General features: G+C 38.9%; 15 protein-coding genes and 1 pseudogene. 10 read left to right on the top strand and 6 right to left on the bottom strand.

Annotation, left to right across the window (positions count from 1 at the left end; genetic code table 11):
* The first annotated feature begins 44 nt into the window (after positions 1–44).
* Complete coding sequence (locus G0028_RS17935; RefSeq protein WP_180045535.1) at positions 45–413, top strand: hypothetical protein; 369 nt, start codon at positions 45–47, stop codon at positions 411–413.
* A gap of 61 nt (positions 414–474) precedes the next feature.
* Here G0028_RS17935 and uvrA read toward each other — a convergent pair whose 3' ends face one another.
* Together uvrA and G0028_RS17925 are read right to left on the bottom strand one after the other, a co-directional pair.
* Positions 475–3,306, bottom strand: a complete 2,832-nt coding sequence (uvrA, locus tag G0028_RS17930) for an excinuclease ABC subunit UvrA (protein ID WP_180045536.1) — start codon at positions 3,304–3,306, stop codon at positions 475–477.
* Positions 3,307–3,578: 272 nt separating this feature from the next.
* A pseudogene (locus G0028_RS17925) lies at positions 3,579–3,953 on the bottom strand (hypothetical protein).
* A gap of 197 nt (positions 3,954–4,150) precedes the next feature.
* On the opposite strand from G0028_RS17925, the gene G0028_RS17920 reads away from it, so the two are divergent.
* Both G0028_RS17920 and G0028_RS17915 read left to right on the top strand, forming a co-directional pair.
* Positions 4,151–4,492, top strand: a complete 342-nt coding sequence (locus G0028_RS17920; protein WP_130072346.1) for a GlpM family protein — start codon at positions 4,151–4,153, stop codon at positions 4,490–4,492.
* 100 nt (positions 4,493–4,592) lie between these two features.
* Positions 4,593–4,877, top strand: a complete 285-nt coding sequence (locus tag G0028_RS17915; protein ID WP_130072345.1) for a YciI family protein — start codon at positions 4,593–4,595, stop codon at positions 4,875–4,877.
* Between the two features lie 83 nt (positions 4,878–4,960).
* Here the strand turns inward: G0028_RS17915 and tenA are convergent, their stop codons facing one another.
* A complete protein-coding gene (tenA, locus tag G0028_RS17910; RefSeq protein WP_174493929.1) occupies positions 4,961–5,635 on the bottom strand; it encodes a thiaminase II in 675 nt (224 codons plus the stop codon).
* Positions 5,636–5,913: 278 nt separating this feature from the next.
* Between tenA and G0028_RS17905 the strand changes: the two genes are divergently transcribed.
* The 3 genes from G0028_RS17905 (at position 5,914) to ssb (ending at position 9,158) form a co-directional block, all read left to right on the top strand.
* Positions 5,914–6,996, top strand: a complete 1,083-nt coding sequence (locus G0028_RS17905) for a DUF475 domain-containing protein (protein WP_130072343.1) — start codon at positions 5,914–5,916, stop codon at positions 6,994–6,996.
* A gap of 137 nt (positions 6,997–7,133) precedes the next feature.
* Positions 7,134–8,498 (top strand): MFS transporter, encoded by a 1,365-nt coding sequence (locus G0028_RS17900; RefSeq protein ID WP_180045537.1) that lies wholly within the window; start codon positions 7,134–7,136, stop codon positions 8,496–8,498.
* 51 nt (positions 8,499–8,549) lie between these two features.
* Complete coding sequence (gene ssb / locus G0028_RS17895; protein WP_174493927.1) at positions 8,550–9,158, top strand: single-stranded DNA-binding protein; 609 nt, start codon at positions 8,550–8,552, stop codon at positions 9,156–9,158.
* A 77-nt stretch (positions 9,159–9,235) separates the two neighbouring features.
* Here the strand turns inward: ssb and G0028_RS17890 are convergent, their stop codons facing one another.
* Positions 9,236–9,700, bottom strand: coding sequence for a hotdog fold domain-containing protein (locus G0028_RS17890; protein ID WP_130072340.1), 465 nt, complete (start codon positions 9,698–9,700; stop codon positions 9,236–9,238).
* A 123-nt stretch (positions 9,701–9,823) separates the two neighbouring features.
* Here G0028_RS17890 and G0028_RS17885 point away from each other — a divergent pair, with 123 nt between their 5' ends.
* The gene (locus G0028_RS17885; protein WP_180045538.1) at positions 9,824–10,447 is read left to right on the top strand and encodes a TetR/AcrR family transcriptional regulator; all 624 of its coding nucleotides are present in this window, start codon (positions 9,824–9,826) and stop codon (positions 10,445–10,447) included.
* Positions 10,448–10,590: 143 nt separating this feature from the next.
* Positions 10,591–11,154 (top strand): alkyl hydroperoxide reductase subunit C, encoded by a 564-nt coding sequence (ahpC, locus tag G0028_RS17880; protein ID WP_180045539.1) that lies wholly within the window; start codon positions 10,591–10,593, stop codon positions 11,152–11,154.
* A gap of 87 nt (positions 11,155–11,241) precedes the next feature.
* Here ahpC and G0028_RS17875 read toward each other — a convergent pair whose 3' ends face one another.
* The gene (locus G0028_RS17875) at positions 11,242–12,165 is read right to left on the bottom strand and encodes a LysR substrate-binding domain-containing protein (protein WP_180045545.1); all 924 of its coding nucleotides are present in this window, start codon (positions 12,163–12,165) and stop codon (positions 11,242–11,244) included.
* Positions 12,166–12,285: 120 nt separating this feature from the next.
* Positions 12,286–12,912: an isochorismate family cysteine hydrolase YcaC gene (gene ycaC / locus G0028_RS17870; RefSeq protein ID WP_130072337.1), complete on the bottom strand. Its 627-nt coding sequence runs from the start codon at positions 12,910–12,912 to the stop codon at positions 12,286–12,288.
* 292 nt (positions 12,913–13,204) lie between these two features.
* On the opposite strand from ycaC, the gene G0028_RS17865 reads away from it, so the two are divergent.
* Positions 13,205–14,080: a pirin family protein gene (locus tag G0028_RS17865; protein WP_130072336.1), complete on the top strand. Its 876-nt coding sequence runs from the start codon at positions 13,205–13,207 to the stop codon at positions 14,078–14,080.
* A 465-nt stretch (positions 14,081–14,545) separates the two neighbouring features.
* The gene (locus G0028_RS17860) at positions 14,546–15,844 is read left to right on the top strand and encodes an FAD-dependent oxidoreductase (RefSeq protein WP_130072335.1); all 1,299 of its coding nucleotides are present in this window, start codon (positions 14,546–14,548) and stop codon (positions 15,842–15,844) included.
* The last annotated feature ends 3 nt before the right edge of the window (positions 15,845–15,847 follow it).

The raw sequence follows: 15,847 nt of genomic DNA, 5'->3' as shown, positions 1-15,847 counted from the left end.
GTAGAGACTCTTTTGAAGAAAATGAACATCCAATTTTAAAAACTTTGTTTGCAGATGAAGATTTAGAACGTTTAAAGCAACTTGAACAATTAGAACAACAACAAGAATACGAACAAAATTTTAGCAAGCAGGTTCAACAACTAGGATATTCAAAAATAGCAGCTTTTTTACAACTCTCATATAGTTTTAATACTTCTCGAGTTCAGACAGCGCATGCTTTGAATATGTCTTATTCATGGTTTTATACAAGTGGTCAGGTTTTTCAGAAACTTTATTCTAAGCAACACTCGCTTTTTGACGATTTAAAAATAATAGTAGAACTAGAAGAACTTAAAACTTGGAGAAAATTTAAAGAAATTCACATAAAAAATACAGTAAATAAAAATCAGCTTTGCCTGAGTTTCCACTTTTAATCTGCAAACCCCTCTTTTAAAAAAGAGGGGAACGCCATTTTTAAAACTGGTTGGGAGCTTCTTATTTCAACATCGGTTTTAAGAATTTCGCAGTATGTGAAACTTTAGATTTCACTACATCTTCAGGCGTACCCTCAGCAATAATTTGCCCACCACCTGCACCACCTTCAGGACCCAAATCAATCACCCAATCCGCAGTTTTGATCACATCCAGATTATGCTCAATCACCACAATGGTATTGCCCTTATTACGCAGCTCATGAAGAATATCCAAAAGTTTCGCAATATCATGGAAATGCAGACCCGTCGTTGGCTCATCGAGTACATATAAGGTTTTACCTGTATCACGTTTAGCAAGTTCACGAGCCAATTTTACACGTTGTGCTTCACCGCCCGAAAGCGTGGTTGCAGATTGACCCAAACGGATATAACCCAAACCAACCTGATTTAAAGTTTCCAAACGACGGTGAATCACAGGAATCGCATCAAAGAAATGCATCGCATCTTCAACAGTCATACCCAAAACATCAGAAATGTTTTTGCCTTTATAGCCAACTTCTAACGTTTCACGGTTATAACGGTCACCATGACAGGCATCACATGGCACATACATATCAGGCAGGAAATGCATTGCCACTTTGATCATCCCATCACCTTCACAGGCTTCACAACGACCACCTTTGACGTTAAATGAGAAACGACCTGCGGCATAACCACGTGCTTTGGCTTCAGGGGTTTGTGCAAATAACTCACGAATTGGCGTGAATAAACCTGTATACGTCGCAGGGTTCGAACGAGGTGTGCGTCCAATCGGACTTTGGTCAATATCAACCACTTTATCCAAGAATTGCAAACCATCAATTGAGTCAAACTTTTCCGCCGTTAAGGTGGTTGCACCATTGAGTTGAGTTGCAGCCAAAGGCAATAATGTACGGTTAATCAGCGTCGATTTACCTGAACCTGATACGCCTGTAACACAAGTCATCACACCTAGAGGAATGGTTAAATCGACACTCTTTAAATTATGACCAGATGCACCCATCAATTTGATTTGTTCATCAGGTTTAGGTGGTTCAACACGTTTTTTCGGTACTTCGATTTTTAATTTGCCTGACAGATATTGACCCGTTAAAGAATTTTCATTGGCAGCCAATTCATCATAAGTACCTTCGGCAATCACATGACCACCATGCACCCCTGCACCTGGACCAATATCAATAATATGATCGGCTGCACGAATCGCATCTTCATCATGTTCAACTACGAGAACGGTATTGCCCAAGTCACGTAAGCGAACCAAGGTTTCCAGTAAGCGGTCATTGTCACGTTGATGTAAGCCAATCGAAGGCTCATCCAGCACATACATCACGCCCATCAGACCTGCACCGATTTGTGAAGCCAAACGAATACGCTGTGCTTCACCGCCTGATAAGGTTTCCGCAGAACGTGATAAGCTTAAATAGTTCAGACCAACCGATACAAGGAAGTGCAAGCGCTCACGGATTTCTTTAAAAATCTTGTCCGCAATCTCGCCTTTAGCCCCCTCAAGGTTTAAATCCTGATAATAGCTTTCCGCATCGCCAATCGACATTTTAGTGATTTCAGCAATGGTTTTGTCTTTCACCCGAACATGGCGTGAAATTTCATTCAGACGTGATCCTCCGCAGGCATCACACGCGGCATTGGAAAGATATTGTGCTAAATCGTCACGGACGTAGTTGCTTTCAGTTTCACGATAACGACGTTCCAGATGAGGCAAGATACCTTCAAAAGGCTGTACACGACTATGTTTACGTCCACGTTCATCGATATAACTTAGATCAACTTTTTCTTTGCCTGTTCCATAGAGAAATTTCTTTTTGGTATCGGCATCCAATTCATTCCAAGGCGTATCCAGTGAAAAGCCAAAATGATCAGCCACTTTTTGAATCATGGAATAATAATATGGACGTTGTCTGTCCCAACCACGGATTGCCCCTTGGCTGATCGAAATATCAGGACTTGGAATGAGTTTGTCCGCACTGAAATGGCTACGTGTGCCCAAACCATCACAAACAGGGCAGGCACCGAATGGATTATTGAATGAGAATAGGCGTGGTTCAAGTTCTGCCACAGCGCGGTCACATTCAGGGCAAGAGTGTTTGGCTGAAAATACCCGTTCAGGCTGTTCGCCATTCATCCACGATAAAATTGCAATATCACCGCCCAAACGTAGTGCGGTTTCAAAACTTTCTGCGATACGGTTGCCAAGGTCATCACGGACTTTAAAGCGATCCACCACCACTTCAATGGTGTGTTTTTTCTTTTTATCCAATTCAGGTGGTGTGTCGATATCAATCACTTCACCATCGACACGAGCACGCACGAAACCTTGGCTTTGTAACTGTTCAAATAAATTGCTGTATTCACCTTTACGCTCACGTACTACAGGCGCGAGTAACATCAGCGCTGTGCCTTCTTCTAAGGCTTTAACGGCATCGACCATTTCCGAAACAGTTTGCGCCACCATTGGCAAGTCATGCTCTGGACAGTAAGGTGTACCAACACGTGCATAAAGCAAACGCAGATAATCGTAAATTTCAGTAATGGTTCCCACAGTTGAACGTGGGTTGTGACTGGTTGATTTCTGTTCAATGGCAATCGCTGGGCTTAAACCTTCAATCGAATCAACTTCAGGTTTTTCCATTTGTGATAAAAACTGACGGGCGTATGCGGACAGTGACTCGACATAACGGCGCTGACCTTCGGCATAGAGGGTATCAAAAGCAAGGGATGATTTACCTGAGCCTGAAAGTCCCGTGATCACCACAAATTTGTCGCGTGGAATATCGAGTGACACATTTTTTAAATTATGGGTACGTGCGCCTCGAATACGGATATGACTTTGACTCATAGAACGATCTCGAATGTATGCAATTTGAAGACTATATATGATAGCGATTTAATTTTGTTCAAGCTGTATTAAATCGTTTTTTCGCGACATTTTATGTCGGATATATGAAAGATCCATTAAATCAGAACCTTTCCTTACATGTTTCAAATGCAATAAAATGAGCTTTTCATCAAGTTAAAGACCAAATTGTTGAAATCTCATTGCTGTTAAATAGCATGTTTGAACAGTAAAATGTTCTATAGAATCAATCATTCGATTTTATCAAAGCCTGATTAGCATGCCATTGCATAAGGTCTTTCAAAAATAGAGTCTAATTCTTCAAAGGCAAATACTCGTGCGGTATCATGATGTTGTCGGGCATAAAAATTAACCTCTTTTTCGAGTAAATGTTAAAATTCATTATATTGATCTTCAAAATCTGCTAAGTCGAGTAAGTCCCAACCTTTTGCAAGATGGCAATTAAATTGTGTAATAAATGCCAACATCAATTTTTGAATATGAGTATTGGTATAATAAATCAGATACGTTGCAGCAGCACTGCAATGCTGACACCCTTTTTCTAGATAAATTTCTTCATTGTTTAGCCAACAACATTGTAAATTGAAAAATGTACGACTTGCCTCTGTAGCTAAAGTTGAATTTTGCATAGGAACCTCACAACGGATCAAATTTGTACATATTGATAATAATCATTATTTTTATTAGTCATCTACTAGTTTAAATCTTTTGGCTAATCTTAACTTTTATTGATTCAATCCCCACTTTGTATGTCGTCATATCAACATTCACGAAAAAATACGTTAAAATTTACCTTGTCAGAATTTTACTTTTGGATCAGATCCACATGCTGTCTTTGTTGTTGAAATGTGTGATTGGGGCAGTCGTCGTGTTGTTGATCGCTGTATTATCTAAAAGTAAGGTGTTTTATATCGCAGGTTTAGTCCCGCTATTTCCCACATTTGCGTTGATTGCGCATGTGATTGTGGCACAAGACAAAGGTGCAGAAGCATTAAGGCAAACTGCATTGTTTGGTATCTGGTCTTTAATTCCTTATTTTGTCTATCTTTTTACGGTGTATATATTGGCAACAAAAATGCCGATTTGGTCGTGTTTGGGTGTTGCAACAGGATGCTGGATTGTGGCGGCAGTCATTTTGATTTTGGGATGGAATAGTTATTTTTCATAAATTTTTGATCAATTTATGGATACGATGATGCTGAATGAATGGTGTATGCTTAAGGCTGAAAAGTGAAAAAGTCATTTATTATTAAAATAGGGAAATCATCATGTACATCATTCAGTTGCAATATCAAAAACCATTAGAAGAAGTCGATGTTTATCTACGCGATCATGTGAAATGGTTGAAACAACAATTTGAATGTGGTCATTTCATTGCGGCAGGGCGTAAAGACCCTGTAACAGGAGGTGTACTGTTTGCGAAGAATATGCCTTTGGCTGAACTTGAAGAAATTTTAAAATTAGATCCTTTTCAGGCGGTTGCTCAGTATGACATTACAAAATTAGATGTGGGCTTAACACATGCCGATTTTGAAAATCTAAAAGGCATTTAAATTTTTTAAATCTATAATAGAACCACTTCTCTTACGCCACATCAAACGTAAGAGAAAGGTAAGATAAATAATTTTTTTTAAACTTATTGCTCATCTAAACTTAACCATTGTCTTTGATGATAAGCGCCATCCCAAAATAAATACTCAAGTTCAGCACCTTTGGTATATGCCTTATGCATTTTCTCGATGGTATCTGCATCACAACGTTCTGCAATACGGTCAATGGTGGCTAAAACATTTTTAACCGCTTCATTAAACTCTTCACCTGAATAAGTATCTACCCATGCCTGATAAGGGTTATTGGTAACAGACGCACTCACAATATCCTTGCCGACTTCTGCATAAATCCAAAAACAAGGTAATAGTGATGCTAAAACAACAGGATAACTTTCAGACCAAGCCGTTGCAGTTAAAAATGAGGTGTAATGATGACAAGCCAAAGTCAAAGGCGTATTTTCAAAATCCTCTTTGCTAATACCAAAATTTTGCATAAAACCATCATGCAAACTGCGTTCAACCACAATGGCTTCTTTAGCACCTTGGGTAAACTGAATAATGTCATCGGCATCAAATGCCTTCGCACCACACACAGCGAGGGCACGACCATATGCCACCAAATAGTGAGCATCTTGAATCACATAGTGACAAAAAGCCGCTTTGTCTAAAGTCCCTGCAGCCAGTTCTTGGTTAAATGGAAGTGCTAAGGTTTTTTGATAGAGTGCGTGATTACGTTGCCAGACATCTTGAGAAAATGACATGTAATGATTCCAAATAGTTTATAAATAATGCCTTAACTATAACAATAATTAAAAAATTTACGACCTGAAAAACCGTTTAAATCATGTCACATGTTCAAAAAAATCATACGAAGAGTTTGAGAAAAATAAATAAAAGTTGTCATAATTAGCATATCTAACTTAAACCTTGCTTTAAGTACTCTCTATTTATTTTTAGGGTTTGTACACATTTCATTCGTGCTTCACATAGATGAACTGTCAGCACACCTTAGATAAAAAATACTCATAGGTCGTTTATCATGTGGAAACATTTTGGTTTCTCAATCATCTTTTCGGTCGTGTGTCTTGCTATTTCTGCCTACTGGGGTTTTCACCATGGTCCAGAAGCTGGCTTAAAGACGATGTTCACGGCATTGACCATTACTGCAATTTTAGCGGTGATGGAAGTTTCACTTTCTTTTGATAACGCAGTTGTCAATGCTTCCGTTTTACGTGGTTGGGATCATTTCTGGAAAATGATCTTTTTAACTGTCGGTATTCTCGTTGCTGTTTTTGGTATGCGTTTAATCTTCCCAATTGTGATTGTGGCAGCAACTGCTGACATGGGCATGATGGAAGTGGTCAATATGGCACTGAATGATCCAAAGAACTATTCAGCACGTTTAATTGCCCATCATGCAGAAATTGCGGCATTTGGTGGTTCATTCCTATTATTGGTATTTTTAAATTTCTTCTTGGATGAAGGCAAAGATACCCATTGGTTCAAATGGCTTGAAGCACGTTTAGCTAATTTAGCCAATGTACCTGCAATGTCTGTATTTTTGGCATTGATTGCATTATTGATCATGGCTGCCTATGTTGACGAAGCTAAACGTCTTGTGGTGACGATGGCCGGAATTTGGGGCATCGTGATTTATATCGGGGTGCAAGTGCTGAGTCATTTACTTGGCGGTGAACCCGAAGTGGATGAAAATGGCAATGCAATTGGTCATGATGCTTCAGGTGCACCAACAGGTGCAATTAAAGCGGGTATAGGTGGTTTTATTTACCTTGAAGTGTTAGATGCATCTTTTAGTTTTGATGGGGTCATTGGTGCATTTGCCATTACTTCAGATGTCGTGATCATCATGTTAGGTCTTGCGATAGGTGCAATGTTTGTCCGTTCAATGACCATTTATCTTGTAGATAAAGGTACTTTAGATGCCTATATCTACCTTGAACATGGCGCGCACTATGCGATTGGTGCATTGGCATTTATTATGCTTGCAAGTGGTACAGGTGTACATGTACCTGAAGTGGTCACAGGCTTGATTGGTGTCGCATTTATTGTATGGGCGGTGATTGCCTCAATTCAATACAATAAACGCATTGCGCAGCATTAATGCTTTTTTAAGAAAAATGCTCATAATAAGGACGTATTTATACGTCCTTTTTTATGCGCAGAGCTCCCACAAACGAGTAGCAATATGCGATGATAGGGTGGAAATAAAGTGAAAAAAATTTTGAAAAGTTTATTGATATGATGAATTCCATAGAGCGCCGTTCCACCTTTGCACTAAGTAGTATTTTCGCCTTACGCATGTTGGGGTTGTTCATGATTATTCCTGTCTTTGCTGTTGCAGGACAGTCATATCAATATGCAACCCCAACATTGATCGGTTTGGCGGTCGGTGTTTATGGTTTGAGTCAGGCCTTATTGCAGATTCCTTTTAGCCTTTGGGCAGACCGTTTTAGTCGTAAGCCACTGATTGTGTTTGGTCTATTGTTATTTGCTTTAGGTGGTGCTGTCGCAGCCATGTCAGAAACCATTTATGGTGTGATCATCGGACGAGCCATTGCAGGAGCAGGAGCGGTGTCCGCAGTGGTGATGGCACTCTTAGCTGATGTTACCCGTGAAGAAAACCGAACCAAAGCCATGGCAGTCATGGGAATGAGTATTGGTTTATCTTTTACAGTCGCTTTTAGCTTAGGCCCTTGGCTCACCACATTGGTTGGAATTTCTGGGTTATTTTGGGTAACGACACTGATGGGATTATTGGCGATTTTGACCTTATTTTTAGTGCCAAAAACTACACGCCATCATAAAAATTTTCAGCAAGGTTATTTCACTCAACTGAAACAAGTTTTGAAAATGGGTGATCTCAATCGTTTACATGTGTCAGTATTTTCACTGCATCTTTTATTAACGGCAATGTTTGTCTATATCCCATCACAGTTGATCAATTTTGCAGGGATTCCATTATCAAAACACGGTATTGTGTATTTACCTTTACTGCTCATCAGTTTGTTTTTTGCATTTCCAAGCATTATTTTGGCTGAAAAATATCGCAAAATGCGTGGCATTTTTCTGACTGCGATTGCAGGGATCATTGCAGGTCTCATGATTTTAATTTTTGGTTATGAGTCTAAATATATTCTTTTACTGGGTTTAGGTTTGTTTTTCATTGCTTTTAATGTCATGGAAGCGTTATTGCCATCTTGGCTATCGAAAGCTGCCCCGATTCAATCTAAAGCAACAGCAATGGGTGTAAATGCTAGTGGACAGTTTTTAGGTGCATTTTTTGGTGGCACATTGGGCGGTCAATTATTGTTGTTAAATAATACGGCCATCGGTTGGAGTATCCTGACTGCTATTGCTATAATTTGGCTGCTAATCAGTTTCGGTTTGGCACAGCCTCGTTATTTAACCTCAATCGTTTTACGTTTACCTGAGGATAAACAAACCGATGATTGGACTTCTCAATTACTGACAATTCGTGGTATTGAAGAAGTGGTGGTGATGTCTGGGCAACAGGTTGCTTATATTAAAGTCGATAAACAGCAAATAGATGATGCTGGGCGACAACATTTAACGCACTTGTTTGGTAAAGAGGTAGCCATTTAAACATAACTCTTATAAAGTAAAACATAGAAATATATAGGAAGATAACATCTGATGCGTGGTGTAAATAAAGTTATATTGGTGGGTACTCTAGGTCGTGATCCTGAGACGAAGACTTTCCCAAATGGTGGTTCTCTCACCCAGTTTTCAATTGCAACAAGTGAGTCTTGGACAGATAAAAATACGGGCGAAAGAAAAGAACAAACAGAATGGCACCGTATCGTATTGCATAACCGTTTAGGTGAAATTGCACAGCAATATTTACGTAAAGGCTCAAAAGTTTATATCGAAGGTTCATTACGTACACGTCAATGGACAGACCAAAATGGTCAAGAGCGTTACACGACTGAAATTCGTGGTGAGCAAATGCAAATGCTTGACTCAAATCGTCAACAAGGCGAACAAGGTCAAGGTTTTGGTGGTGACAATGGTGGTTATAGCCAGCCACGTTTTAACAATAATCAGCAAGGTGGCTACGGTAACCAAGGCAATAACAACCCAGGTGGTTATGGCAATCCGGGCAACCAAGGTGGCTATGGTAACCAAGGTAACTATGGCAATGCGGGCAATAATGTAAATCAAGGTTTCCAATCACCGAAGCCAGCCGCTGCGCCAACACCTGCTCAAGCACCAGCAGATTTAGATGATGATCTTCCGTTTTAACTGATTAAAACAGCAGATCATCATCAAAACCCTTTGTGAACGCAGAGGGTTTTTTATTAGAAAAAATAAGAAGGGCATCACTTCTTCGCAGACACCCACATGGTAATCACTGCTTTAAATACAGTTTCTTGTTTCGTATCTTTCACTTCAACATTGACTAAATAATCACTGCCTTGATTCCATTGAAAATTTGCATCGGCAGGTGTCGCAATTGCCACTAAATCGGTATTGGCTTTTTTCAGATATTCTACGGTCATACCTTTAGGAATCCAACGATGTGTAGATGGCACTGTGGCATCGGTCATGGTTCCACCTGCAAGTTCAGCCATATTACACATCGCAATGGCGTGTACAGTGCCAATATGGTTGAGCACTGAGCGTTGTTTCTTGATTTTAATTTCGCAATAATTCGGTGCAAGTTGTTCAAAAACAGGGGAAATACTACTGAAATAGGGTGCTTTTAGGCAAAGCAATTTTGAAAATGTCCATTTCCCTGCAGGTTTATTTTTAAAGCTATTCCATAGTTTAAGTGCTTGGCTCATTGTGATGTCCCATTCTCATTAAATATTGTATATGATTCTAATACAGAATAATATTCTGTTATTGGCTCAGCAAACATATTCTGCGTAAAATTTGTCAAAGTTAGGTGGTGGAATGAAATATTGATGAAAAATACCGAATTATTACAACGCATTTATGTGGGTAAGCGTGCAGAATTAAAACGTACAATTTTGAATGAAGCTTTAGATTGCTTTTTAAAGTATGGCATCGAAACCACTAATATTGACATGATCCGAGCGCGTGCTGAGACGAGTGTCGGCGCGATTTATCATCATTTCAAAAATAAAGAAGGCATTGTTCAGACCTTATATCTGAGTGCTTTGCAAGATCAAGCACAACGCCGTGAGCAGGCATTATTACATGTACAGTCTTTAGAGGAAGCGATTCAAGCGATTGTTAGTAGTTATATTGATTGGGTGGTTGATTTCCCTGATTTTGCCCGCTTTTTATATATGTCAGCAGCTTTGGTTAACCGTAACGATGAAGATTTGGAATTAAAACACACCAATCAGTTGCGTAACCAAGAATTTATGAAGCGTATGCAATGTTTTGCAGATACTGAAAAAATGAAAAATATTCCACCAGAATTATTATTGTCTTTGATGATTGGAGCGACAGAGAGTTATTGTCGGGCATGGTTGTCACATAAAGTGAAAACCTCACCGCAAAACTATAAAAAAGTATTGGCAAATACAGCGTGGAACAATATTGCTTATTTTCCTGAATAATCTGAAGAGCCGATCAAGATGAGTATTTTTGATCTGAAAAACAGATTATTTTTATGAAAAACTTCTGTTTTACCGATACATGCATTTTGCGTATTCTAACTTCACAGACAAGCAATCCCTACAACGAATTGAAGGAATACCCAATGAGTTTAATCAATACTGAAGTCAAACCATTTCATGCAACAGCGTATAAAAATGGCGAATTTATTGAAGTTTCAGAACAAGATATGATCGGTAAATGGTCAGTAGTATTTTTCTATCCTGCTGATTTTACATTTGTTTGTCCAACTGAATTGGGCGATCTTGCAGACAATTATGCAGAATTCCAAAAAATGGGTGTAGAGATTTATTCAGTTTCAACTGATACACATTTCACACATAAAGCTTGGCATGATGCTTCTGAAGAAATCAAAAAAATCCAATACACCATGGTTGGTGATCCAACGTGGACTTTGGCCAAGAATTTTGAAGTGCTCATCGAAGCTGAAGGCTTGGCAGATCGTGGAACATTTGTAATTGATCCTGAAGGCAAGATTCAAATTATTGAAATCAATGCAGGCGGAATTGGTCGTGATGCTCAAGAGCTTTTACGTAAAGTGAAAGCAGCACAATATGTTCATACGCATCCAGGTGAAGTTTGCCCTGCAAAATGGAAAGAAGGTGAGGCGACACTTGCACCTTCAATTGATTTGATTGGTAAAATCTAAGCGTCTAAAGTTTTAAATATGTTGGTTATCAAAATCCAGAAGTCAGTCTTCTGGATTTTTTATTGGATACTATTTTGATTAAGTTATTTAAGTTAAATAGCCATCAAATTCTTTGGCATAGTCACGAATGCCCTCAACTAAGGTTTCTATCAGTTTTTCCATGACCAAGCGTTGCCCTTTACGAGATGCATAAACCAATTGGACTGTGCCAATATTGGAACACCAATCGGGCAAAATGTGGATTAAACGCCCTGATGCAATATCTTGCTGTACGGTCAAATAAGGTAGATCGGCAATGCCTAGCCCATCTAAAACAGCATAGTACGCACCTGCTAAATCGTTGCTTTTCACCCGAGGTTGTAACAATACATCAATCACCTCATTGTGGGTTTGATTGTGTAAATGCCAATGATAATTTTGTTTTTTAGTTCCCAATACAATCGTTGGATAATCATAGAGTTGCGTAATATGTTTAATTTCTTTTCCTGCTAAAACTTCAGGACTGACCACTAAGCAATGCGTTGTTTTAATTACGTCACGTACGATAATGCTCGAGTCTTCATTGGCAGAAAAATTGGTACGAATTGCAAGGTCAATGTCATCATGCAAAACATCCACACGACGGCTAGTAAGTTCCAATTCTGCTTCAACTTTCGGATATTTTTTTAGAAATTTATTTAAAATAGGGCGAATTTGGTGCTCCATCATCACGGGTGGGCAACTAATTTTAAGCATGCCATGTAATTCGGAACTTTGTTTTAATAATATACTTTGTGCAGAGTCTGCTTGTTCAATGATTTTGACACATTCATTGTAGAACTCATGCCCTAAAGGTGTGACTTTAAAATGGCGTGTGGAACGTTGAATGAGTGTGACATTGAATTTGGCTTCCAAGTCCAAAATGCGCCGACTGAGTTTAGATTTGGTAATGTCGGTTGCTTCACTGGCTGCGCTAAATCCACCATGTTTGACGACAAGGTAGAAATAATAATAGTCATCAAAAGAGTGCATCATACACCTCAAAAATGAGTAATTTTTAAGATTATACCATTTTTAAGACAATCTATTATTTATTCAGAGCGTAAACAAAAGCAACCTGAAAGGTCACTTTTGTCATATCAAATCTGAAAATTATTTCTGTTCAGTATTTTTAATATAGCTTTGGATCAAGTTGCTATAGTCAGGAATGTGCGCACCAAACAATGCACCTAAACCTTCAATATCATTACGCCAGTCACGGTGTAATTCACAAGAAGTACCGAACCATGTCATCAGTTGTGCACCAGCTTGTGACATACGATCCCATGCAGAATCACGTGTTAAATGGTTGAATGTACCAGATGCATCTGTCACCACAAAGACGTCAAAGTCTTCTGCAAGAGCGGAAAGCGTTGGAAAAGCCACACAAACTTCAGTAACAACACCAGCAATAATCAATTGCTTTTTACCTGTTGCTTTTACCGCTTTGACGAAGTCTTCATTATCCCAAGCATTGATTTGACCCGGACGAGCGATATAAGGTGCGTCAGGGAACATTTCTTTAAGCTCTGGAACAAGAGGACCATTTGGACCGTCTTCAAAACTTGTTGTTAAAATGGTTGGAAGGTTAAAGTATTTTGCAGCTGCAGCGAGTGCCAACACATTATTTTTAAATTTATCAGGATCTATATCACGAACTAAAGAAAGCAGTCCTGTTTGATGATCAACCAATAAAACGGCCGCATTGTCTTTATCTAAACGAACGTATGGTTTACCCATGGTCTATGCCTCATTATTAAAATTAAGTCTGAAAGTGTACAGCAATATCTGTGAATCAAGAGATACAGGTATTTGTACTCTATTCATCCTACGTGAAGCTGAGTTTGGTTAAAGCCCAAATACTGAGAAAAATAATCCTATTTATAAGAAAATAGCCTCATCTTTAAAATAATGTAGGACAGAGTGTCTTCCCATTTTTGAGATATAGAATGCCGAATCGTGGCTATATTCAGCATCTCAAAAATTTTAAAATGCATTCATATTATCGTTCCGCAAGAGATGGGGCATTGAAATGAAAAAAATTGTTGGCGTTTATCGTAATCAACACATGCACTGGGTTGGTGATGGCTTTCCTGTGAAAAGTTTGTTTTCTTATGATCGTTTAGGTCAAGCCATTAGTCCATTTTTACTGTTGGACTATGCATCTCCGTACCAATTCGATCCAACTCAAGTGCAACATGGTGTAGGGTCACATCCACATCGTGGTTTTGAAACAGTGACGATTGCCTATCAAGGGGAAGTGACCCATAAAGATTCGCATGGTGGCGGTGGTACGATCAAAACGGGTGATGTGCAATGGATGACAGCGGGTTCAGGCTTAGTGCATGAAGAGTTCCATTCAAAAGAGTTTGCTGAAACGGGTGGATTTTTTGAAATGGTACAGTTGTGGGTCAATTTACCTGCTGCGGATAAAATGACGGCACCAAAATATCAAGCGATTGATGCACAAGATATTCCTGTGATTCAGTTTGAACAGGATGCTGGACATTTGCGCGTGATCGCAGGTTCATTTGCAGAACAACACGGTCCTGCAACCACATTTAGCCCCGTCAATGTGTGGGATGGACGCTTAAATGCAGGGTTTTCGGAGCAAGTTTATGTGCCTGTAGACCATACCACCTTGCTTGTGGTGCTTGAGGGCGAAATGTTGCTCAATGACCATCAAGTGGTGCAAGACAATTCTTTGGTACTGTTTGGCAAAGATGGCGAAGCACAAATTCAGTTGAAAGCGCTGAAAGATACTAAGTTTTTGGTACTGACAGGTCGCCCACTGAATGAACCGATTCAAGGTTATGGGCCTTTTGTGATGAATAGCAAAGAAGAAATCGTGCAAGCTTTTGATGATTTCAATCAGGGTAAGTTCGGCGAAATTGCAATCCAACACTAAGGTAAAGGCGGATTTTCGAATCCGCTTTTTATGTATCTATATGTTTACCATGATGGTTAAGGTCATTGGAGATAAAAAAAAGGACTTCTATCCCACACTATAGAAGTCCTTTTACGCTGTAAGTTTTCTTTATACATTTCACATATTTAACCTTTAAATATGTGAAGTAGTTATCATTTATGTTGCTCATGATAATCAAAGCTTAGGTGTTTGTAAATACAACAATTGGTAAAATATTTAAATTATCTTTATATTTTTAAAAAGGTTTATTTTTAAATTTAAAAAAATTGTTATAAAAAAATAAGTTATATTCATATTGTTTAAATTATATACAGATGTATTTTTTATCAATTAGATTATATTTTTTCATTTGTGAAAAACCATAAAAACTGGAACTTTTTAATAGCCTATTTTTAAGATGCTTCATTCATAATAAAAAAAATAGTTAACGCTTGGATAATAACTTTGAATATTGCAGTGATTGGTAGTGGCATGGCTGGCCTTGCTACAGCAAGAATTCTGAAAGATGCAGGACATCATATAACCATCTTTGAAGCCTTACCTGGTCGCGGAATGGACAGTCATAGTTTAGCATTTGAAGGTGGTTTGATTGATGCACCGTTACGCGTGATGAATCCGCATTTATGGAAAAACACCTTAAGTCTTGCAACTCACTTAGGCATTAAAACCTTTCCTGTACGTACCTTTATGGCATGCAGTTGGTTGTTCGAAGATAAAACAGAAACATGGTTAACAACCACACGATCTCGCATAGGAAATTTTCCGATCATCAATAACCGTAAAGGGATTAAGCAATACGGTTGGCGTTTAGTGAAAGGCATGTTGCAACTTAAAACAGCAATTCATCAATTTTTTAAATCTAAAAATCAAGATATTACATTAGCTGAATTTATTAATCACAATGATATTGAAGAAGTATTTTGGCATGGTGCAGTCATGCCTGTGCTCTATACAATTTGTACGTGTGACCCAAAAACAATTGGTGAATGGCCAGCTAAACCGTTATTGGTTTTCCTACGCCAGTTAACAGATGGTGATGCATTGTTACGTTTGCATGGTGGTACACCTGCATTAGTTGATAAATTGGTCGAAGGCATCGATATCCATAGTGGTTCTGCTGTTTCAAAAGTTGAAGAACGCGGTGACCAAGTCTTAGTGGAAAATGTCCAAGGCGAACAATTGTTTTTTGACCGGGTCATCGTGGCAACCCCAACCAATAAACTGGAGGATTTTTTAAATCCTGAGCAGTTTGCTGAAGATCTAGCATTGTTGAAAAACTTTAAGTTTGAGCAAGGTGAGTTGGTCATGCATACCGATATTACGGTCATGCCGCCGAATCGTAAAGATTGGTGTGTACTGAGTTATATGATGGATCGTAAATTTACCAAGCAACAATTTACGGTGTGGTTAAACTCGGTTGAGCCAAGTCTCGTGGGCAAATCACCAGTGTTTCAAACGTGGCGTCCAGTCACAGCAATTGACCCGAAAAAAGTCATTTCAACGGTGACTTTGACCCGTGCGGTGGTCAACTCTGAAACAGTGGCATTGAATAAAGAATTGCAACAACGTCATCGTCAAGAAAATCGTAAAGTATTCTATTGTGGGTCTTGGTCATGTGATGGTTTGCCTATTTTAGAATCTGCGGTAACGTCAGCTATGCATATCGCCGAGATTTTTGGTGCACCATTGCCATTTGTTGATTTAAAACCTAAAGTTGAGGTTGCTCCACAACTTGGTTACTGATGT

The organism is Acinetobacter piscicola (assembly GCF_015218165.1).
Taxonomy (GTDB): domain Bacteria; phylum Pseudomonadota; class Gammaproteobacteria; order Pseudomonadales; family Moraxellaceae; genus Acinetobacter; species Acinetobacter piscicola_A.
The sequence above is the reverse complement of the archived record's forward strand: the minus strand, read 5'-3'. Positions and strand labels throughout refer to the sequence as shown.